At 61.9% G+C, this 16796-nt stretch carries 11 protein-coding genes and 1 pseudogene; 6 read left to right on the forward strand and 6 right to left on the reverse strand.

Translation table 11 applies throughout. The features are described from left to right. Positions 1-82 precede the first annotated feature (82 nt). The 4 genes and pseudogenes from ACIQ3Q_RS11665 to ACIQ3Q_RS11680 all read right to left on the reverse strand — a co-directional run. Positions 83-2983, reverse strand: a pseudogene (locus ACIQ3Q_RS11665) (type I restriction endonuclease subunit R); the annotation flags it as partial. Between the two features lie 129 nt (positions 2984-3112). After that, positions 3113-4522, reverse strand: coding sequence for an ATP-binding protein (locus ACIQ3Q_RS11670; RefSeq protein ID WP_396269252.1), 1410 nt, complete (start codon positions 4520-4522; stop codon positions 3113-3115). Beyond that, positions 4519-5676: an SIR2 family NAD-dependent protein deacylase gene (locus tag ACIQ3Q_RS11675; protein ID WP_396269253.1), complete on the reverse strand. Its 1158-nt coding sequence runs from the start codon at positions 5674-5676 to the stop codon at positions 4519-4521. The genes ACIQ3Q_RS11670 and ACIQ3Q_RS11675 overlap by 4 nt, the downstream gene beginning before the upstream one ends. Continuing rightward, positions 5676-7091 (reverse strand): restriction endonuclease subunit S, encoded by a 1416-nt coding sequence (locus ACIQ3Q_RS11680; protein ID WP_396269254.1) that lies wholly within the window; start codon positions 7089-7091, stop codon positions 5676-5678. Before ACIQ3Q_RS11680 ends, ACIQ3Q_RS11675 begins: the two co-directional genes overlap by 1 nt. 55 nt (positions 7092-7146) lie before the next feature. On the opposite strand from ACIQ3Q_RS11680, the gene ACIQ3Q_RS11685 reads away from it, so the two are divergent. Further along, positions 7147-8109, forward strand: a complete 963-nt coding sequence (locus ACIQ3Q_RS11685) for an IS5 family transposase (protein ID WP_396269255.1) — start codon at positions 7147-7149, stop codon at positions 8107-8109. A gap of 148 nt (positions 8110-8257) precedes the next feature. On the opposite strand, the gene ACIQ3Q_RS11690 is transcribed toward ACIQ3Q_RS11685, so the two are convergent. Next, the gene (locus ACIQ3Q_RS11690) at positions 8258-9973 is read right to left on the reverse strand and encodes a type I restriction-modification system subunit M (RefSeq protein ID WP_396269256.1); all 1716 of its coding nucleotides are present in this window, start codon (positions 9971-9973) and stop codon (positions 8258-8260) included. A gap of 181 nt (positions 9974-10154) precedes the next feature. Continuing rightward, entirely contained in the window at positions 10155-11246 is a 1092-nt protein-coding gene (ychF, locus tag ACIQ3Q_RS11695; RefSeq protein ID WP_396269257.1) for a redox-regulated ATPase YchF, read from the reverse strand. A gap of 113 nt (positions 11247-11359) precedes the next feature. Between ychF and ACIQ3Q_RS11700 the strand changes: the two genes are divergently transcribed. From ACIQ3Q_RS11700 to ACIQ3Q_RS11720, 5 genes are read left to right on the forward strand one after another with little or no spacing between them, the layout of a single operon-like run. Continuing rightward, positions 11360-12481: an FAD-dependent monooxygenase gene (locus ACIQ3Q_RS11700; RefSeq protein WP_396269258.1), complete on the forward strand. Its 1122-nt coding sequence runs from the start codon at positions 11360-11362 to the stop codon at positions 12479-12481. A gap of 38 nt (positions 12482-12519) precedes the next feature. Then, the gene (locus ACIQ3Q_RS11705) at positions 12520-13281 is read left to right on the forward strand and encodes a DsbC family protein (RefSeq protein ID WP_396269259.1); all 762 of its coding nucleotides are present in this window, start codon (positions 12520-12522) and stop codon (positions 13279-13281) included. 16 nt (positions 13282-13297) lie between these two features. Continuing rightward, the gene (locus ACIQ3Q_RS11710; RefSeq protein WP_396269260.1) at positions 13298-13861 is read left to right on the forward strand and encodes a DUF3429 domain-containing protein; all 564 of its coding nucleotides are present in this window, start codon (positions 13298-13300) and stop codon (positions 13859-13861) included. Positions 13862-13873: 12 nt separating this feature from the next. After that, positions 13874-15601 carry a M61 family metallopeptidase gene (locus ACIQ3Q_RS11715; protein WP_396269261.1) on the forward strand — a complete coding sequence of 576 codons (1728 nt, stop codon included), beginning with the start codon at positions 13874-13876 and terminating at the stop codon, positions 15599-15601. Positions 15602-15618: 17 nt separating this feature from the next. Beyond that, positions 15619-16791, forward strand: coding sequence for a DUF3108 domain-containing protein (locus ACIQ3Q_RS11720; RefSeq protein ID WP_396269262.1), 1173 nt, complete (start codon positions 15619-15621; stop codon positions 16789-16791). Positions 16792-16796 lie beyond the last annotated feature (5 nt).

Here is a 16796-nt window from a genome sequence, read left to right on the forward strand (position 1 = left end):
GCCGTGTGCGCTTGCTCGACTGCCCCAATCCCAAACTCGTCTGCTTCATGCCCAGCATCGTCTCAGTTGATCAGACCTTGCGGTAGCTGATTTGCCCGGGGTTTATGCAGAGTGTCCCTAACTGGGCTTCACGCTCCAGGGTGGCCTGGAAGTCCTTCGCCATCTGGATCATCTCTTCAATGACTTGGGCCGTCTCGATGGCGCGGTTGTGATACTTGCGCAGCGTCTCCAGCAGGCGGTCACCATATTTCTTCTGCTGAACGAGGTTGTTCCGTGCGCGGGCCTTGATGTCGTCGCGCAGCAGTTTCTCCAACAACTCCACAGCCAGGTTGCGGCGCTCCATCCGGCGCACGTCTTCCAGAAACTCGTCGGACAGCAAACCGATGTTGGGTTTGTCTAGCCCTGCCAAGGCAAACAGATCGGTCACCCCGTCTGCGATGAGGGCGTTGTCCAAAATTTGCTTGAGCGCGCTGTTCTTCTCGGCATCACTGCGCTTTTTGTCCACGGTCGTGAACTTGGCGATGGCGGCCTTGACGGCTGAGAAAAACGCAATCTCCTTGCGCAACAAACCGGCCTCATCCAGTGTGCCGCACAGCGAGAAAGCTTTGGTCACCGCTGCCATTGCATCAAAGAAGCGAGCCTTACCGTCCTTCAAACCCAACAGGTGATCGGCCGCAGGCACCAGCAACTCAATGGCTTTGGTTTCGAAGGCGCGGTAGTCGAAGCCATGCATCAGGCCTCGCACGATATCCATCTTCTCCAGCAACACAGACAGGGCCTCGGCTGCGTCGTGCGTGGGGTCGCCCTTGCCTTTGGCATCGGTGTAAATCTTGAGAGCGGCCTTCAGTTCATTGGCAATGCCGATGTAATCGACCACCAGACCACCGGGCTTGTTCTTGAACACCCGGTTGACCCGAGCGATGGCCTGCATCAGGTTGTGCCCTTTCATGGGCTTGTCGATGTACATGGTGTGGCAGCACGGTGCGTCAAAGCCCGTCAGCCACATGTCGCGCACGATCACCATCTTCAAGGGGTCTTTGGCGTCCTTGAATCGCGCTTCCAGCCGCTTCTTCACCTGCTTGCTGTAGATGTGTGGCTGCAGCAAAGGTTTGTCGGCCGCTGAGCCTGTCATCACGATCTTGATCGCACCGTGCTCCGGATCGGCGCTGTGCCACTCGGGCCTCAGCGTGACCAGAGCGTTGTAGAGCTGCGCGCAAATGTCGCGGCTCATGCAAACAATCATGGCTTTGCCATCCACCACCGAGGTGCGCGTCTCAAAGTGGTCAATCAAGTCTCGGGCCACTTGCTTCAGCCGGGGCTCTGCACCCACGAGCTTTTCCAGGGCAGCCCACTCGCTCTTGGTTTTCTCCCGGCTGGCGATGTCCTCTTCGTCTTCGACAACTTCTTCCACCTGCTCATTGAGGGTGTCGATCTCGGCCTGGTTCACGTCCAGCTTGGCCAAGCGGCTCTCATAAAAGATGGGCACCGTGGCGCCATCGTCCACTGCATCCTGGATGTCGTAGATGCTGACGTAATCTCCAAACACCGCCCGCGTGTCTTTGTCTTCCAGCGCAATCGGCGTGCCTGTAAAACCGATGAAGGTTGCGTTTTGGAGCGCGTCGCGCAGGTGTTTGGCGTAGCCGAACACGTACTTGCCGGTCTTCGTATTCAGCCGCCCCTTGGTGCCGTACTGGCTGCGGTGGGCCTCGTCCGAAATCACCACGATATTGGTGCGAGCTGAGAGCAGTGGGTGCGCCTCTTCGCCGTCCAGCAAAGCGAACTTTTGCACCGTAGTGAAGATGATGCCGCCTGCTTCGCGGGAGGCCAGCATCTCGCGCAACTCATCGCGGTCGCCCGCCTGCACCGGGGTCGTCTTGAGCAAGTCACTGGCCGCACTGAAGGTGGCAAACAACTGGCCGTCTAGGTCGTTGCGGTCCGTCACCACCACCAGGGTGGGGTTCTTCATGTCGGGCTGCTGAAGCAGTTTGCCTGCATAGCAGGCCATGGTGATGCTCTTGCCTGAGCCTTGCGTGTGCCACACCACGCCCGCTTTGCGTGAGCCGGGCTTGACCTCCTTGCCATACGTGGCCCGCTCTTCGTGTACCTCCAAAAGGCCTTTGTCGGCCACCCGCGCGGCAATCACCGTGGCACGCACGGCTTCTCGCACGGCGTGGAACTGGTGATAGCCCGCGATCTTCTTGACGATGGCGTCACCATCCTGCTCGAACAAAACGAAGTGCCGCACGTAGTCTAGGAACAGCTCGGGCTTGAAAAAGCCCCTGACCACGGTTTCCAGCTCCATCTGCAGGCGGGGCCGGTCGTCTTCATTGGTGATGGTGCGCCAGGGCAGCATGCGTTCTGCATTGGCCGTGAGCGAACCCACCCGTGCCGTGAAGCCGTCGCTCACTACCAGGGCAGCGTTGCTGTTGAACAGATCGCAGATTTCGTCCTTGTAGGTCTGCAGTTGGTTGAAGGCATCCCACACATCCGTCTGCTCATTGGCGGGGTTCTTCAGCTCCACCACTGCCAGCGGCAAGCCGTTCACAAAGGCGATCACATCCGGCCGGCGTGGCTGCTTGCTGCCGGTGATGGTGAACTGGTTCACTACCAAGAAGTCGTTGTTGCTGGGCTGCGCGAAGTCGATGAAGTGCACCAAATCGCTCTTCTTCTTCTCGTCGCCCACAGCGAACTCCACCATCACGCCGTTCAGCAGCAGGCGGTGGCAGCTTCGGTTGCGCACCACCATTTGGGGTTCGCTCAAGCGTTGCAGCGCATGTGCAGCATGCTCCAACGCGGCAAGGGGCATATGGGGGTTGATCCGGGCCAACGCACTCAGGAGGCGCTCGCGCAGCACCACTTGGCGATAGTCGCTGCGCTCCGGGGCGTTGCTGTCGGGGGCAATGTCTGGGCCATGGGCGAAGCGCCAGCCCGTCTCTTGGAACCAGCCCAGGCAGAGGTCTTCGAGTTGTTGTTCGTTCAGCATGTTGAGTCCCCTGCGCCTTCCCAGACCTCGCGGGAGCGGATCAGGTTTGCGATGAAATAAGAAATTCGTTCCAAATCAATAACTTGCGATGTTCTAAATGAATGCGCCGGGCATGCAATGAAATGGCGGCTACGCCCAAGCCGGGATGTAACGTGCATAGCGCCGAGAGTCCGGCGCATTGGGGTCGCTCTTCACCAGCCCTTGCTCCATGGTCGCCGTGATGATCTGCGACACCGTGTTGCTGCTGCCCTCAGGCAGTCCGAATCGTTCTCGAAGCGACTGGTTGGTCATCTGTTTGCGCAGCACGTACTGCAACACGCAGTGCTGATAGCAGGCGCGCACCCGGTCGCTGCCATTCATGTCGCGGAATGAACGCGGTCCATGGATCACCACGATCGTGCGTCGATGACTGGTCAAGAACTCGGGCGCAGGCAACTGCATCAACTCCGAGGCTTCAATCACCCGGTCAATGCCGCTGCTCTTCTCTTCGCAAATGCCGAAACGGCGCATCAGGTCTGCCAGCCGTTCGTTGCGGGACTGATAGCCGTCGATGAACCGCTCCACCGGCACGATGGGCTCGCCAGGGTTGGAGATCTCCACGCGCTTGCTGAACACCTCTACCACCGGCGAAGTGCCGTTCATGTCAAAGTCCTGGTGGATCAGCGCGTTGGCGAGCAGCTCTCGCACCACTACTTCCGGCAGCAGCTTGACCTCTTTGCGGATGGCCCCTTCAATCACCTCGTTCTGCGGCAACTTGCCCATCACATACTGCACCAGCCCGGCAAAGCCCACGGCATAGCCCTTTTCGCCGGTCACATCCGAGACGGTCTGCATCTTGGACTCGCCCGCGTACACGATCACACGCGCCGCCTTGCGGCTGACGTCCGGAAACTGCCGCATGTTCTTGGCCAGCAGCACTGCGCCGATGCGCAGAATGTTGAAGCCCGCTGGGCTGCGCTCGATGAGGCGTTCGTCCAGCAGGCGGGTCAGCACTCCCGCCTGGTCGGTCGGGTAGGGCAGGCGCAGCAGATCGAAAAACGCCTGGGTATCCAGCCACTGAACCACGTCTTGGGCGGATACGTCCTTGAGCGCTGGGTTCTCCAGCCAACTGGGCTGACCTTCCGCGAAAATCTTGCGCAACTGGTCTTCGCTCATCGGCACCAGCTCTTCGCCAGAGCGCATCAGGTAGGCACCTTGGACGTGGTAGGCCGTGCCCTTGGGACGAGCAGGAATGCTGAACACCACCACCCGACCATCAGGGTGAGCAACGGCCTCGACGTCCACCCGAAAGCCCAGCCAGTGGAACAGCTTCTCGGCGATGTCCTGCGTGTCCGGGAAGGCCTGGCTGCCCACCACCAGTCGCGGTAGCTTGTCTGCAATGCCCAGCAGCAGGTGCCCACCACCCTCATTGGCAATGGCCACGCAATAGCGGCTCAGCTTGCGCGCGTCGTACTGGTTGCCCGCCTCTTTGAATTCGAGATTTTGGGTTTCAGAGGCACTGCTGCGCCACAAATCAATTTGCGCTGTTGAGATGCTCATTCAAACACCACCTGTCTGCGCGCCACGGCGACGGCAAGTTTGAGAATCTGCTCCAGCAGGCTGTGGTCTGGCTTGCCATCGGCGTCTGCGGGTGTGGCGTACCACAGCGGCCGGATTTTCAGCTGGAGCAGGCGGTCTTCCTTGCGTGCGCGCTCCTGCAGTGTGGCGGGCTCATTGATCAGTGCAAAGTGATCCGGGATTTCAAACGCGCCCTCATCCACCACTGACTTGAATAGGTCCAGCGTTTTGTCTTGCTCCAGGCTGCAGCCCAGAAACAGCAGCGAGTGGCTGATGAAGATTTGCCGCAACGCCCTCGGGAGCTGGTTCTGGAATGCGAAGGGCTCGCCATAGGCCGCCTGGTATTGCGCCTGCGTGAATACATGGGTGTTGGGCTGCCCGGCGTCGCCATGCAGCTTCAAAATGCAGCGCTCGCCGCGCAAGAGCCTGCGCACAAAGTTATTGCCGTACTGTGTTCCATGCATGTATCCGTCGAGTGGCCGCCCAAGATCTCGAAACAGGTCTTCGATGACCGTGTCGAAGTTGGTGGTGACGATGCAGCCATTGGCCAGTTCGGGCAGCAGCCGGACCGGCCCATTGATCGCACCGCGTTGACGAAACTCGGTCTGGATGAAATGCTGAACCTGCGGAGCCGCAGCCTCATGCAGCACCTGGGCCGCTTGCAGGTAGTCGTACACCGCCATCAACGGCTCGATGTCCTGCACGTCCAGCCCATTCAGCTTCTGGGCGATCTTGCGCAGCGCCTCGCCCCACATCGGATAGCCGCAGGGTTTGGAGAGCCCAGCGCCCACAAAGGGCGCAATACGCCCAAATCGAACGGCATCGACCAGGTCGAGGAAAACGGCTTGTTGGTCGGAGGCTTTGATGAAAGCTGTTGCGGCTTCGTGCTGATCGACCTGGCGCTGCCCTTCCCAGTGATCCAGCTCGTCCAGATAAGCATCACGCTCCACCCAGTACAGGGCATCGCTGACCTTCACCAAATACTCGTGCTCAGGGTCGCGCAGGCTTCTGAAAGACAGCGGCTCGGCCTCGTCCAGCACCGCATTGAACTCCTGATTCGACGAATACGCTGCCTGCAAGGCCTCCTCGACCTTGTCCACGATGAGCTTGTTGTCGCGCAGCTTCTGGATGTCCATCAGGCGGCCCCGGTGGTTTCGGTGAGTGCGTTGACGGGCAACTCGCCAGAGAGGAGTTTGGGAAGGAGGGTGTCGCGCAATGCACCGAGCACACGTACTTGGTGAGCAAAACGCTGCACCTGTCGGAATATCGGGGTGGTCGCTATTTGAAATGCGCCCAGCAGCTCAGGCGTTGGGGTGAGTATGGTCAAGGTCTCGATGTGCGCCTTGGTAATGGCCTCGCGCGACCCGCCAGTGTTCAAACCAAGCAGATGGCTCTTGATATCCCGCCGCAGCAGGTGCAGGTGGATGAAATGTGGGGGGACATCGGCCTTAGCACGGATGATCGCCACGTGTTGATTCACTCTGGCTGGGAGTGCTTCAGGCTCAACCATGCAGGTGCGCAAGATGGACGCACCCGTGATGTTGAGCAGGACATCGGTTTCTTGAACCGTCACACCTTTGAGCTGGCTGGCTGCATCGTCAGAAATGCGGGCCAATCCTTCCCAGACAAACAAGCCGTCATAGACGTTTTGACTTCGAATGAGTGCGACTCCTTCTTCAAGGTAGACCTCCTTGCCACCTCTCGGTGTTGAGCCGCTGCCAATCTTGTCCGTGAGCTGCAATAAAGCTTTGTAGGTCCACCCCTTCGGAATCTCCCCCAACTCCGACTCTTCCATCTCATCTGGAAACAGCGCGGCCGTGGCGGCGAGTTGTGCGAAGGCTTCAGGCGGCAGTGCATCGAGTTGAGCCTCGGCCTTGCCGCTGATGGCGCACATCGCGGCGCGCAGCGGGTCGCGGCCTTCGGTCTTGGCAGCGATCTTGGCTCTGACCGGGTCGAAATCGACAAACCACGATTTGAAGATGGCTTGCGCCATGGCTTCGAGGGTTTGGTTGATGCGACGGTTGACAGCGATTTTGTCGTCAATTTGAGAAAGAACACTTGCGACGCGGCGCTGAAGAGTTGGATTGATCCACGGCACAGATAACTCTGCCAAGTCCGATCCCCGAATACCTGAAGCACCAGCCCCCTGCTCCACGATTGACTCAATCAGAGTCCGCCCAACAGGACTACTGAAGAAGTAATAGTAGAAATGGGAGTCTGCGAGTTCCCGATTCAAACGACAGCGAATGACGTGTGACTCAAAGCAAACATCCTCCTCGTCGCCTACAAAGATAGAGCACTTGCCAGCGCCAGAAAGCACTAACGACTGCCGCGCAAAGAGAAGGTCGCCAGCAGCGAGTAGCGAGGAACTCCGTTCCACCTGATTAAGGGGAACTCGATCCATCGCTACGTCCACTATGCGGGGGTTAGCAAAAAGCTCACCCATATTGACCATTTTCGTGCCCGCGCCTCGCACGGCTTTTGGTTTTGTAAGTCCGTTACGAAGCGGAATCGCGAATAGCTCCTTGAACTGCCTAGGGACACTCTGCATAAACCCCGGGCAAATCAGCTACCGCAAGGTCTGATCAACTGAGACGATGCTGGGCATGAAGCAGACGAGTTTGGGATTGGGGCAGTCGAGCAAGCGCACACGGCGGCGTGTGTTCCTCGACGAGATGGACAGTGTGGTGCCATGGTCGGAGTTGGTCGCGTTGATCAGCCCGTACATGCCCGAGGGCCGACGTGGTCGGCCGCCGTTTGCGGTGGAAGTGATGCTGCGGATTCATTTCATGCAGCAGTGGTTCAACCTGAGCGACCCGGCCATGGAAGAGGCGCTGCACGACATGGCGCTGTTCCGGGACTTCGCGGGCTTGGGCAACTGGAATGAGCCGGTGCCGGACGAGACCACCATCCTGAGGTTTCGGCGCGTGCTGGAGAAGCACAAGCTGGCGCCCAAGATTCTTGAGACGATCAACGATCTGCTGCGCAATAAGGGCCTGATGCTGCGCGCAGGAACCGTGGTGGACGCGACGCTGATTGCCGCGCCAAGCTCGACCAAGAACGCCCAGGGCGAACGCGACCCGGAGATGAAACAGAGCAAGAAGGGCGGTCAGTGGTACTTCGGCATGATGGCGCACATCGGCGTGGATGCTGACTCGGGACTGGTGCACACGGTGCGTGGCACGGCTGGCAGCGTCCATGATGTGACCGAGGCCAACGCACTGCTGCACGGCGAAGAGACCGAGGCCTTTGGCGATGCGGGCTACCAGGGAGTGGACAAGCGCCTTGATGCCAAGTCGGGCGTCGACTGGAACATCGCGATGCGGCCGGGCAAGCGCCGAGCTCTGGACAAGAGCCAGGAGGTGAACCGGCTGATTGACGAGTTGGAGAAACTCAAAGCCAGCATCAGAGCCAAGGTGGAGCACCCGTTCCGTGTGATCAAGCGCCAGTTTGGCCATGTGAAGGTGCGCTATCGCGGGCTGGCGAAGAACACGGCGCAACTGCACACGCTGTTCGCGCTATCCAACCTGTGGATGGTGCGCCGCCAACTCGGTGGAGTGCAGGCATGAGTGCGCCTGCTGTGCGCGAAATCTGCCGAATCGGCGGTCTGCAGACACCGAAACTCTCGGTAGCAAGGCCCGCAATGGCTCAAATGGCCTCACGCCACCACGTCAAACTGCGTCGAGCACAGCTGACTGTGCTTTGTGCAGACCTTCCCTAGATGTCATACCCCAACCCCACCAAGCTCTTCTTGATCGTCCCCTCCAACTTGGCACTCTCCGCAAATTGCCCCGCCAACTGCGCTGTCAGCCTTGCCATCTTGTCGGCAAAGGCTTCGCCGTCTTCTTGCTGCTCCGCTGCGCCCACATAACGCCCCGGGGTCAGCAAATGCTCATGCTTGCGGATGTCGTCGAGTGATGCGGAGTAGCAAAAGCCGGGCACATCTGCATAGCCCTCGCCGTGCTGCCACGCATGGAAGGTGTCGGCCACCTTCTGGATGTCGTCCACCGTGAAGTCGCGCAGCACGCGGTCTTTCATGTAGCCGAGCTGCCGGGCGTCGATGAACAGGAATTGGCCACGCCGGTCGCGCTTCTTCTTGCTGAGGTTGTAGCCGTTGGCCTTGTCCTTCGTCAGGAACCAGATGCAGGCCGGGATTTGCGTGTTGGTGAAGAGCTGGCCGGGCAGGGCGACCATGCACTCCACGAAGTCGTCTTCCACCAGCTTCTTGCGAATCTCGCCTTCGTTGTTGGTGTTGCTGCTCATGGAGCCGTTGGCCAGCAGCAGGGCCATGCTGCCGGTGGGGGCCAGGTGGTAGAGCATGTGCTGCAGCCAGGCGAAGTTGGCGTTGCCCTGCGGGGGCGTGCCGGCGATCCAGCGCGGGTCCTTCGCCAGCTTAGCGTTCCACCATTCCTTCATGTTGAAGGGCGGGTTGGCCATCACGTAGTCAGCGCGCAGGTCGGGGTGCAGGTCGTTCAGCAGGGTGTCGCCGGGCTGGCCGCCGAAGTTGAAGTCCAGGCCCCGGATGGCCATGTTCATGGCCGCCAGCTTCCAGGTGGTGGGGTTGTGCTCCTGCCCATAGATGCTGACCTGCCCGGTTTTGCCGCTGGCCACTTTGCCGCTGTGCTGGGCGATGAACTCGTCGCTTTGCACAAAGAAGCCGCCCGAGCCCATGGCAGGGTCATACACCCGGCCTTTGAAGGGTTGCAGCATCTCGACGATCAGCGTGACGATGGCCTTGGGCGTGTAGTACTGGCCGCCTTTCTTGCCCTCAGCCAGGGCGAACTGGCCAAGGAAGTACTCGTACACGTGGCCGAGGATGTCTCTGCTGTGCAGCTTGAGCAACTGGCCCTGGTAGCTGGGCTGGTTGAAATTGGTGTCGGAGAAGTGGGCGATCAAATCGGCCAGCTTGTGGCTGTCGATCTGGGTGCGCGCAAAGTCTTTGTTGAGCACATTTTTGAGCTTGGGGTTCTCTCGCTCAATAGCTTCCATGGCGTTGTCGATCAGCCAGCCCACGGTGCGCATTTTCTCGGGCGTGTCTTTGCCCGGCGTGTTCCAGGGAAGGCTGTCGCCGGGCGGCATTTGCGCGCAATCTCGCAAGGTTTGCCAACGGGCTTCCAGGGGCACCCAGAAGACATTTTTCTCGGTGTAGTAGTCGCGGACTTCCACTTCTTCTGCCACGTTGGCGGCGTACTCGGCTGTGCCGGCCCCGCCAAAGGCGTCGGGGTCCATGTAGTAGTCGTGCGCGGGGTTCTGAAACTGCGCGCTCAGCTCTTGCTGGCGTTCTTCAAAGGCGTCGGAGACGTACTTCAGAAAGATCAAGCCCAGCACCACATGCTTGTAAACCGAGGCATCCAGGGCAGAGCGCAGTTTGTCGGCGGCGGTCCAGAGCTTTTTTTCCAGTTCTCGGATGAAGGCTTGTTCTAAGTTGTCCATCGTCAGTCGTCCCCAATGTTTTTGGGCAGTGGGCTATGGCCTTGAGCCAGAGGCTGCCGAGTGTTTGATTCTGCCTAGGAATGCCCTTGTTTCTGCGGGCTCGTTTTGCATGGCCCAATGAAAAACGCCCCGCAGGGTGCGGGGCGTTGATGTGGCCGGTTGGCGGGCAGATGGGCTGATGTCAGACGTTGAACAAGAAGTGCAACACGTCCCCGTCTTTGACGACGTAGTCTTTGCCTTCGGCGCGCATCTTGCCGGCTTCCTTTGCGCCTTGCTCACCCTTGAAGGCGATGAAGTCTTCGTAGGCAATGGTTTGCGCCCGGATGTAGCCGCGCTCAAAGTCGGTGTGGATCACACCGGCGGCTTGCGGGCCGGTGGCGCCGATGGGCACGGTCCAGGCGCGCACTTCCTTGACCCCGGCGGTGAAGTAGGTCTGCAAGCCCAGCAGCTTGAAGGCAGCGCGGATCAAACGGTTCAATCCCGGCTCGTCCTGGCCCATTTCGGCCAAGAACATGCTGCGGTCTTCGTCGCTCATCTCCGACAGCTCAGCTTCAGTCTTGGCGCAAATGGCCACGACCGGGCCGTTCTGGGCGGCGGCGTATTCCTTCAAGCGGTCGAGGAAGGGGTTGTTCTCGAAGCCGTCTTCCGAGACATTGGCCACAAACATGGCCGGCTTGGCCGTGATCAGGCACAAGGGCTTGAGCAGCACCAGTTCTTCCTTGCTGAAATCGATGGTGCGCACGGGCTTGCCTTCGTTCAGCGCGGTGTCGCACTTTTCCAGCACTTTGACCAAGGCGATGGCGTCTTTGTCACCCGCGCGCGCCACCTTGTTGTAGCGATGCAGGCTCTTTTCCACGGTGCCCAAGTCGGCCAAGCAGAGTTCGGTCTGGATCACCTCGATGTCGGAGATCGGGTCGATCTTGTTGTTGACGTGGATGACATTGCCGTCTTCAAAGCAGCGCACGACGTTGACGATGGCGTCGGTTTCGCGGATGTGGCTCAAGAACTGGTTGCCCAGGCCTTCGCCCTTGGAAGCACCGGCCACCAAGCCAGCGATGTCCACAAACTCCACGATGGCCGGCAGCACGCGCTCGGGCTTGACGATGTCGGCCAGCGCGGCCAGGCGCGGGTCGGGCAGCTCGACCACGCCCACATTGGGCTCGATGGTGCAGAAGGGGTAGCTCTCGGCTGCGATGCCGGCCTTGGTCAAGGCGTTGAACAGAGTGGATTTGCCCACATTGGGCAGGCCGACGATGCCGCACTTGAGGCTCATGGGACGCTTTCTAGGAGAGGGTAGGGGGGCGGACTTCGCCGAACCCGTGATTCTAGGTGGTGCGGCTGGGCTGCCGGCGCCCTGGCCTCAGGCTGCCTCCTACAATGGCCAGCATGAGTGCCTTTGATGTGCGAGTTCTGGGCAGCGGCATCGTCAGCCGCTGTGTGGCTCTGGTCTTGGCGCAGCAGGGGCTGCGTATCGCCCTGCAGGCCAAGCCTGCGGCGGCGGGCTTGGGCGCGCCGTCGCAAGAGGATGTACGCGCCTATGCGCTGAACCCGGCCTCGGTGGGCTTGCTGCAGCGCCTCAAGGTCTGGGACGCCCTGCCTCTTGATGCCCGCACCACGGTGCTGGATATGGACATCCACGGCGATGCGCTGGGCGGCCATATTGCGTTTTCAGCCTGGGACCATGCCACCGAGGCCCTGGCCTGGATTGTCGACGCCGCGGCGCTAGAGAGCGTGCTGGACACGGCCGCCAGCTTTGCCGCCTCTGTCACCGTGCAGCCCGAGCCTGCTGCCGCCGCGTTGACGGTGGTGGCGGAGGGCAAGGCCTCGGCCCAGCGGGCTGCGCTGGGCGCCCAGATGCAGCGCCACCCTTACGGCCACTGGGCGCTGGCCGCGCGTTTGGTGTCAGAGCAGCCGCATTGCGGCACGGCCCGCCAGTGGTTCCGCAGCCCCGACATCTTGGCCTTGCTGCCGTTTGACCGGCCCGAACCCCAGCAGTCTTGGGGCTTGGTGTGGTCGCAACCCGAAGCCCAGGCCAAAGAAATGCTGGCTTGGCCGGTGGAACAGTTTGAAGCCGCCTTGATGCAGGCCAGCCAGGGTGCCGTGGGCGCGCTGCGCTTGGCCAGCGAGCGAGCGGTGTGGCCGCTGGCCATAGCCCAAGCCGAGCCGGTGGCTGGCCCTGGCTGGGCGCTGGTGGGCGATGCCGCCCATGTGGTGCACCCGCTGGCCGGGCAGGGCCTGAATTTGGGCCTGGCCGATGTGCTGGCGCTGGATGACGTGATGGCCCAGCGCGAGGCTTGGCGCGAGCTGGGCGACCCGGCCTTGCTGGCCCGTTATGCCCGCAAGCGCCGCTTGGGCACCCTGGCCATGGCCGGGGGCACGGATGCACTTTGGCACCTTTTTGCGTCTGAGGCGCCGGGCTTAAGGGAACTTCGCAACCATGGCATGAGTCTGGTAGACCATGTCGCACCGCTGAAGCGCTGGCTGATGAGCCGAGCGATGAGCGTCTGACCGGGCTCGCTCCGGCTTCATTTCTTTCAAGGATGACCATGTTCAACACCACTGCTTCGGCCGCACGCTCGGCTGCTTTCTGGGCCCGCACAGCGGCTTTGGCCCTGCCGCTGGGCCTGGCCCTGGCTTCCGGCGCGCAGGCGGACGAAGCGTCCATCCGCAAGAACTTGGCTGATCGCATGGGCAACTTGCCGCGCATCGATGAGATCAGCAAGACGGCCATTCCGGGCATCTACGAGCTGCGCATGGGCACGGACATCCTTTACAGCGATGAAGATGGCAATTTCTTGATCGAGGGTGCGCTGTTCGACACGCGCACCAAGACCGACATCACCAAGGCTCGCATCGACAGGCTCACGGCGGTGGACTTTGCCAAGCTGCCCTTGAAAGACGCTATCGTGATCAAGCAGGGCAGTGGCGCGCGCAAAGTGGTGGTGTTTTCCGACCCTAACTGCGGCTATTGCAAGAAGATCGAGCGCGATCTGATGAGCGTTAAGGACGTGACGGTCTACAACTTCCTCATCCCCATCTTGGGGGCGGATTCGGTGATGAAGTCGCGTGATCTCTGGTGCGCCAGAGATCAGGCCAAGGCCTGGCGCGCTTGGATGATCGACGGCCAGCCTGCGGCCAAAGCGGCTGAGAAGTGCGATACCGCAGCTCTGGAGCGCAATATGGCCTTGGCCCGCAAGCACAAGATCCAGGCCACCCCAGCGGTGATTTTTGAAGACGGCAGCCGAGCCCCAGGCGCCATCCCGGCCGATCAGATCGAAAGGATGCTGGCGGCGGTGAAGAAGGGCTGAGACCCTTGCTGGGCGTGTGCTGAACGCCACGGCGACCCCTCCCAAGCTGGGGGTGTCGCGCGTGGCCGACGGTGGAGTGGCTTGGCTCGGGCGACAATCGCCCGCCATGAACATGCCGTCGTCTTCTCCGCCTTCACTCCCCGACGCTTTGCAGCCTGACGAGCCGCCGCTGTGGGCGCGCCGCATGGGCTATGCGGGGCTGATCCCCTTTGTGCTGTTGTCCCTGCTGGTCTGGGTGGTGTGGCCCGACGTGCAGCCTGAAGTGACGCTGGCCTTCGCCGCCTATGCGGCCACCATCGTCGCGTTCTTAGGCGGTGTGCATTGGGGCCTGGCCATGCGGGCAGATGCCCCCGGCCCACGGGCCTTCCGCTGGGCAGTGGTGCCGCCGCTGCTGGCTTGGGTGGGCATCGTCATGCCGCCGCATGCTGGGCTGGCGCTGCTGGGCGCTGCCTTGGTGGTGTGCTATCTCGTGGATCGGCGGCTCTATGTGGCCTGCGGCCAAGCACACTGGCTGACCTTGCGCTTCCGCCTGAGTGCGGTGGCGGCATTTTCCTGCTTTTTGGGTGCCGCAGGCATCTGAGGACTCCACACCATGATCGCTTATCGCATTGAGGTGGCCAGCGCCACCGAGCACCGCTTTGCTGTGACCTTGACCGTGCCCGCACCCGAAGCGCAGACCTGGCTGACGCTGCCGGTGTGGATCCCGGGCAGCTACTTGGTGCGCGAGTTTGGCCGCCACCTCAGCCGCTTGAGTGCCCGCCAAGGTGCGCGTGAGGTGGGCCTGACCCAGGTGGACAAAACGACCTGGGTGGCTGAGTGCAGTGGCAAGACCGCGCTGACGCTGAGCTACGAGGTTTATGCCTTTGACCCCTCGGTGCGCACCGCCTACTTGGATGACCGCCGCGGCTTCTTCAACCCCACCAGCTTGTGCCTGAGCGTGATGGGCCGCGAGCAACAGCCGCACCAGGTTGAGATCGCCCGCCTGCCCAAGGGCTGGGACGTGGCCACGGGCATGACATCCACCGGCAAGCTGCGGTGGCAGAGCGCCGATTACGACGAGCTGATCGACCACCCGTTTGAGCTGGGCGCCTTCTGGCGCGGCGAGTTTGTGGCCAACGGCGTGCCGCATGAGTTTGTGGTGGCAGGTGCTTGGCCCGGTTTTGACGGCGAGCGCCTGCTGGCCGACACGCAAAAGATTTGCGCCACGCAGATCAGCTTTTGGCATGGCCGCAAGAAGCCGCCGTTTGGCCGCTATGTGTTCATGCTCTACGCCACCGAAGACGGCTACGGCGGCCTGGAGCACCGCGCCAGCACCGCGCTGATTGCCAACCGCCGCGACCTGCCGCGCCAAGGCCAGCCTGGGCTGAATGATGGCTATGTGAAGTTGCTGGGCCTGATCAGCCATGAGTACTTCCACACCTGGAACGTGAAGCGCCTCAAGCCCGCCGAGTTTGTGCCTTACGACTTGAGCCAAGAGAACTACACCGAGCTGCTGTGGTTCTTTGAAGGCTTCACCTCGTACTACGACGACCTCTTGCTGCTGCGCTCGGGCCTGATTGACGCGCCGCGCTACCTGAAGCTGGTGGCGCAAACCTGGAACGGCGTGCGCAGCACCCCTGGCCGCCACGTGCAAAGCGTGGCCGAGTCCAGCTTTGACGCCTGGGTCAAGTACTACCGCATCGACGAGAACACGCCTAACGCCACCATCAGCTACTACACCAAGGGCGCCTTGGTGGCCCTGCTGCTGGACTTGCGTCTGCGCCAGGCCGGCCAAGGCAGCTTGGACGAGGTGATGCGGGGCCTGTGGGCGCGCTGCCATGGCGGTGCGGTGGCCGAAGTTGACATCCTGGCCGAGGTCGACGCCGTGGGCGGCGCGGCATTGGCGCAAGAGGTGCACGCCTGGGTGCATGGCCGGGGCGACCTGCCGCTGGAGCCGGCGCTCAAAGCGGCGGGCGTGCAGGTGGGCCGCGAGGCGGCAGGCTTCTCGGCCAGCCTGGGGCTTAAGCTCACCGAAGGAGCGCTCACTGGTGTCCACGTGAAGTCGGTGTTAAGCGGTGGTGCAGCGGCAGCAGCGGGTGTGTCGGCCGGTGATGAACTGCTGGCCGTGAATGGCTGGCGCGTGCGCCGCTTGGACGACGCTGCGCAATGGCTGCAGGCCGGGCAGGAGTTTGAGCTGACCTTGGCTCGTCAGCAGCGCCTCGCTACCGTGAAGGTGCAGCGCGGCGGAGATGCGGCGCTGACGGAGAGCCTGACGCTGGGCCTCGACACCAGCCCCGCAGTGGCGGCCAAAGCGCTGCGTCAAGCCTGGCTCAAGGCCTGAGGCTCAGCAACGGCTTCATGGATCCATCGGCCCACCATCCTGAGCCCCAAGCCCGTGCCACTGCGCCGGGCTTTGCGCGCCACCGGCGCTTGCTGGCGGCCTTGGTGGTCGTGGTGGTCTTGGCGCATGCGGGCATTGGCTGGCAAGTGGCCGAGTCCCGCATTGGCGAAGGCGATGCAGACACCGCGCCTAAAGCGCTGGAGATCAGCTTTGTCAAAGAGTTGATGCCCGAGGCGCCGCCTGTCTTGGTGGCGCCGCCGCCGGCCGCACCACCTGCCCCGGTCGTGGCCGAAGTGGCCCCTGCTGCGTCTGCAGCGTCGGCCCCTGAGCCGGTGCCAGAGCCCCCCAAGCCGACGCAGCCGCCACCGCCGGTGGAGGTGGCTCAAGTCCGAGAAGAAGGCCCGGTGCCACCACCGACTGAATGGACCCCGCCGCCGAGCTCGGTGGAGCTGAGCATGGCCAGCCCGGCACCACCGGGCGTCACCCCTCAGACATTCTCATGGCCAGCGTCGACCCGCTTGGTTTACAAGCTGGTGGGGGACTTTCGGGGGCCGATTGAGGGCAACGCCACCGTGGAGTGGCTGCGCCGGGATGACCGCTACCAGGTCCGCATCGAGGTGGGCGCGGCGCTGATCTTCACCCGCCGCATGATCAGCGATGGGGTGCTGAGCACCGTGGGTTTGACACCTCAACGCTATGACGAGGAAACCGATGCACCGTTCTCCGCCACCCGGCGCCAAACGGTGCGCTTTAGCGCAGACCGGATCGAGCTGGCCAATGGCACACCCACAGCCACCGTGCCGGGTGTGCAGGACCCGGCCAGCCAGTTGGTACAAATCACTTGGCGCATGCTGACCCAACCCGAACTGGCCCAACCCGGCCAGGTGGTGGAACTGCCGCTGGCGCTGCCCAGGCGCATGGGGCAATGGACCTATGATGTGACGGGCTTTCAGACGGTGGAGCTGCCGTTTGGGGCGACCGAAACCTTGCGCTTGGTGCCTCGCACTGCCAATGGGCGTGGCGACGAGATCACCATGGAGGTTTGGTTGGCGCCCAGTCTGCAGTATTTGCCGGTTCGAATTCGGTTTTCGCAGGCCAAGACCGGCGCCTCGGCCGAGCTGACTTTGACCTCACGGCCGCTTCAGGCCAACGATGCGCCCACGCCCGTGGCCGCCCCCTCTCAACGATAGGAGAC

Origin of the sequence: Ideonella sp. (assembly GCF_044358605.1) — a bacterium.
Lineage (GTDB): Bacteria > Pseudomonadota > Gammaproteobacteria > Burkholderiales > Burkholderiaceae_C > Ideonella.

What these genes read in the sequence shown, in the direction of transcription:
- ACIQ3Q_RS11720 (WP_396269262.1), top strand. Translation starts at nt 15,619, where the DNA reads ATGGATCCATCGGCCCACCATCCTGAGCCCCAAGCCCGTGCCACTGCG.
- ACIQ3Q_RS11685 (WP_396269255.1), top strand. Translation starts at nt 7,147, where the DNA reads ATGAAGCAGACGAGTTTGGGATTGGGGCAGTCGAGCAAGCGCACACGG.
- ychF (WP_396269257.1), bottom strand. Translation starts at nt 11,246, where the DNA reads ATGAGCCTCAAGTGCGGCATCGTCGGCCTGCCCAATGTGGGCAAATCC.
- ACIQ3Q_RS11700 (WP_396269258.1), top strand. Translation starts at nt 11,360, where the DNA reads ATGAGTGCCTTTGATGTGCGAGTTCTGGGCAGCGGCATCGTCAGCCGC.
- ACIQ3Q_RS11675 (WP_396269253.1), bottom strand. Translation starts at nt 5,676, where the DNA reads ATGGACATCCAGAAGCTGCGCGACAACAAGCTCATCGTGGACAAGGTC.
- ACIQ3Q_RS11715 (WP_396269261.1), top strand. Translation starts at nt 13,874, where the DNA reads ATGATCGCTTATCGCATTGAGGTGGCCAGCGCCACCGAGCACCGCTTT.
- ACIQ3Q_RS11705 (WP_396269259.1), top strand. Translation starts at nt 12,520, where the DNA reads ATGTTCAACACCACTGCTTCGGCCGCACGCTCGGCTGCTTTCTGGGCC.
- ACIQ3Q_RS11670 (WP_396269252.1), bottom strand. Translation starts at nt 4,522, where the DNA reads ATGAGCATCTCAACAGCGCAAATTGATTTGTGGCGCAGCAGTGCCTCT.
- ACIQ3Q_RS11690 (WP_396269256.1), bottom strand. Translation starts at nt 9,973, where the DNA reads ATGGACAACTTAGAACAAGCCTTCATCCGAGAACTGGAAAAAAAGCTC.
- ACIQ3Q_RS11680 (WP_396269254.1), bottom strand. Translation starts at nt 7,091, where the DNA reads ATGCAGAGTGTCCCTAGGCAGTTCAAGGAGCTATTCGCGATTCCGCTT.